The organism is Bradyrhizobium sp. (assembly GCF_049581145.1).
In the GTDB taxonomy this organism is placed as follows: domain Bacteria; phylum Pseudomonadota; class Alphaproteobacteria; order Rhizobiales; family Xanthobacteraceae; genus Bradyrhizobium.
Genome location: NZ_JBAURI010000876.1, coordinates 1 through 3212, shown reverse-complemented (window position 1 = coordinate 3212; position 3212 = coordinate 1). Strand labels below are relative to the sequence as shown.

The following is a 3212-nucleotide window of genomic DNA, read 5'->3' as shown; positions in this document are numbered from 1 at the left end:
GCCTTATATTCTGGGCGGCCTGCGGATCGCCGGCGGCCTGTCGCTGATCGGCGCGGTGGTGGCGGAGATCGCGGCTGGGACCGCGGGCGCGGGCTCCGGGTTGGCCTACCGGATCGCGGAATCCGGCTATCGGCTGAATATTCCCCGGATGTTTGCGGCGCTGTTTCTGCTCTCGCTGGCCGGGATTGTCATCTACGGGCTGCTGGCGCTAATTTCGCATCTCGCACTACGGCGCTGGCATGAAAGCGCGCTTGGAAAGGACAACTGATGGCGGCCAACTCCTCCGAAAAAATCGATCTCCTGATCCATGGCCCGAGCAAGCCGATCGTCAACAACGGATTTTCCGATCAGTTCGTGCTGCATCATGTCGAGAGCACCCATGATCTGGAACGCCTGACACCGGATGTCGCCGCAAACATCCGCGGCATGGCGATCACCTATAATACCGTGCGCGGCGACGCCAGGACGCTGGCGCGGTTTCCGAAGCTCGAAATCGTTTCCACTTTCGGCGTCGGCTACGACCATGTCGATGCGGCCTATGCCCGCGACCACGACATCATGGTGACCAACACGCCCGACGTGCTGACCGAGGAGGTCGCCGATATCGCGATGGGGCTTCTGATCGCGACGTTGCGCGAATTCGTCAAGGCCGACCGCTTTTTGCGCTCCGGCCTCTGGACCACCCAGCAGTTTCCCTTGAGCGCCGGTTCGCTGCGCGACCGCAAGGTCGGCATGGTCGGCATGGGCCGGATCGGGCAGGCGATCGCGCGCCGGCTCGATGCCTCCCTGGTGCCCGTGGTCTATCACACCCGCAATGCCGCGCCCGGCGTATCCTATCAGCATTATCCCGATCTGACGGAGATGGCGAAGGCGGTCGATACGCTCATCGTCATCGTTCCTGGCGGTGCGTCGACCGCCAAAATGATCAATGCCGAGGTCATGAAGGCGCTCGGGCCGCGTGGCGTGATCATCAATGTCGCACGCGGCTCGGTGGTGGACGAACAGGCGCTGATCGCGGCCTTGAGCTCGGCGACAATTCTGGCCGCCGGGCTCGACGTGTTCGAGAAGGAACCGAACGTGCCGGACCAACTGAAGAGCATGCAGAACGTCGTATTGCTGCCACATATTGGGTCTGCATCGGTGGTCACCCGCAACGCCATGGACCAACTGGTGGTCGACAATCTGAAGGCCTGGTTTGCCGGCAAGCCGCCGCTGACTCCGGTGGTGGAGACCCCTGCGAAGGCCCATTGATGCGATTCTGCATGCTTCTCGCGCTGGCGGCGCTGCTGGTTCCGGCATTTCCCGGTTCACCCGCTGCGCAGGACGCTGCGGCGTTGAAGAAGGACATGCTCGCTGTCGGGCAGTGGGAGCTCTCGACCGCCGACCGCAGCAAGACCTGCGTCGTCACCTTGAAGCCGGACACCATCCCGCAGGGCTTCGAGCTCGAGCTCGAGCCCGGTTGCGCGGCGGCGCTGCCCTTCACCAAGGACATCGCCAGTTGGAACGTCAAGGGGCTCGACATCGTCCGGCTGCAGGATGCCGCGGCGGGCGCGGTGATCGACTTCACCGAAGTCGAAACCGGAATCTTCGAGGGCGTGCGCACCGGCGAGGGTGTCTATATCCTGCAGAATCTGGCCGCCGCGCGCTCGCTGGCCAAGTCGATGGACCAGATGATCGGCGACTGGGCGATGGTGCGCGGCAACGGCACCACGATTTGCGGCCTGACCCTGACCAACAACGACGCCGGCAACGATAATTTCCAGGTGTTCCTGAAACCGAAATGCGATTCGGCGGTGGCCAGTTTCGCGCCGACGCAGTGGCGGCTCGAGCACGGCCAGATCATGCTGATGTCGGACAATGGCGAGACCTGGCGGTTCGAGGCCGACGACAACGCGCAGTGGCGGCTGGTTCCTGATAGCGCCGATCCGCTGATCCTGCTGCGGCAGTAGCGCGCGCCGCAGCTCCCATGACACGTCCTTGATGCCTCACTTGCCGGCCGTCATCATCCAGTTGGCGATGCGCAAGGTCAGCGGCGTCGGCGACAGCTTGCTGGAGACCGCCATGATCGTGTTGCGAAGCCCGGTGATGGCGACCGGCCGGCGCGACTTCAAGGCCTGGTAGCCGATCCGCGCCACCTCGTCCGCGCTCATGACCGGCACCATGCCGCCCTTGAACAGCGCGGAATTTTCCAGCCTGGCGACCGCTGCGAATTCCGTCTCGGTAGCGCCCGGGCACAAGGTCGTCACGCTGACGCCGCTGCCCTTCAGCTCATAGGCGATCGCCTCGCCGAAACTGAGGACGTAGGCCTTGCTCGCGCAATAGACCGCCATCTGCGGCCCCGGCTGGAACGCCGCGGTCGAGGCCAGCAGCATGATCTGGCCCTTGCGACGGCCTATCATGCCCGGCAGCAGCAGCCGCGTCAGTTCGGTCAGCGCCAGCACGTTGACCTGCAGCATCTCGCTGACCCGGACCGGGTCGGTGGCGTCGAATCGGCCATTGGCGCCGAGGCCGGCGGCGTTGATCAGCACGTCGACCACGAGGCCTTTCGCGGCGATCTCCTGTACCAGCGCCGCCGCGGCGCCGGGCTGGCTCAGATCGGCGCGGATGATGGTCGAGCTCGCGCCACTGGCCTTCAGCTCTCCAGCCAGGGCCTGCATCGGCGCGACGCGCCGGGCGCTCAGGATCAAATCGTGACCGTCGCGCGCCAACTCGCGGGCCAGGCTGGCGCCAATGCCGCTGGAGGCGCCGGTGACGAGAGCCAGGGGGCGAGGCGAGCGTGGCATGATGACGGCTCCGGATGGGATCAAACCGGGAAGCGATTTTCGGCCATTCTACCGGTTTCCATGTTCGGCCCGCCAATCAATTGATCGGACCGTAACGGAATTCCGGTTTCAGTGCATTGCGATTTAGGCACGATGCGCGCCAGTTAAGCCTCGCTGTCGCTTCAATCGTTTCGCTACGGACGCCGGCATCCGCTCGATACGGCCGGCGCCGTGCGCCGCTGGGACGTGGTCTGACGGCGCCGAGCAGCGGCTTGTCATGAACGGAGTTGTTGTGGATTTGGGTCGTGTGACTCCCGTTGACATAAATAAACACAAATGTTAATTAACAAGATAATTAAATACCGAGAGATCCGGCAATGGCCGCGCGCACACCGCAGCTTGACGATCTGTTCGCAGCGCTCGCCGATCCGACGCGGCGCGCCATCGTGG

General features: G+C 64.1%; 3 protein-coding genes and 1 pseudogene. 3 read left to right on the top strand and 1 reads right to left on the bottom strand.

What is annotated here, in order from left to right; all coding sequences use genetic code 11:
• The 3 genes and pseudogenes from WCB02_RS28630 to WCB02_RS28620 all read left to right on the top strand — a co-directional run.
• A pseudogene (locus WCB02_RS28630) lies at nucleotides 1–268 on the top strand (ABC transporter permease); the annotation flags it as partial.
• Complete coding sequence (locus WCB02_RS28625; RefSeq protein ID WP_423963113.1) at nucleotides 268–1251, top strand: 2-hydroxyacid dehydrogenase; 984 nt, start codon at nucleotides 268–270, stop codon at nucleotides 1249–1251. The pseudogene WCB02_RS28630 and the gene WCB02_RS28625, both read left to right, overlap by 1 nt.
• 11 nt (nucleotides 1252–1262) lie before the next feature.
• Entirely contained in the window at nucleotides 1263–1949 is a 687-nt protein-coding gene (locus WCB02_RS28620) for an AprI/Inh family metalloprotease inhibitor (RefSeq protein ID WP_423963112.1), read from the top strand.
• Between the two features lie 36 nt (nucleotides 1950–1985).
• Here the strand turns inward: WCB02_RS28620 and WCB02_RS28615 are convergent, their stop codons facing one another.
• Nucleotides 1986–2783 carry an SDR family NAD(P)-dependent oxidoreductase gene (locus WCB02_RS28615; RefSeq protein ID WP_423963111.1) on the bottom strand — a complete coding sequence of 266 codons (798 nt, stop codon included), beginning with the start codon at nucleotides 2781–2783 and terminating at the stop codon, nucleotides 1986–1988.
• Nucleotides 2784–3212: the final 429 nt, after the last annotated feature.

Coding starts and splice junctions, on each gene's coding strand:
- WCB02_RS28620 (WP_423963112.1), top strand. CDS start 1,263: ATGCTTCTCGCGCTGGCGGCGCTGCTGGTTCCGGCATTTCCCGGTTCA.
- WCB02_RS28615 (WP_423963111.1), bottom strand. CDS start 2,783: ATGCCACGCTCGCCTCGCCCCCTGGCTCTCGTCACCGGCGCCTCCAGC.
- WCB02_RS28625 (WP_423963113.1), top strand. CDS start 268: ATGGCGGCCAACTCCTCCGAAAAAATCGATCTCCTGATCCATGGCCCG.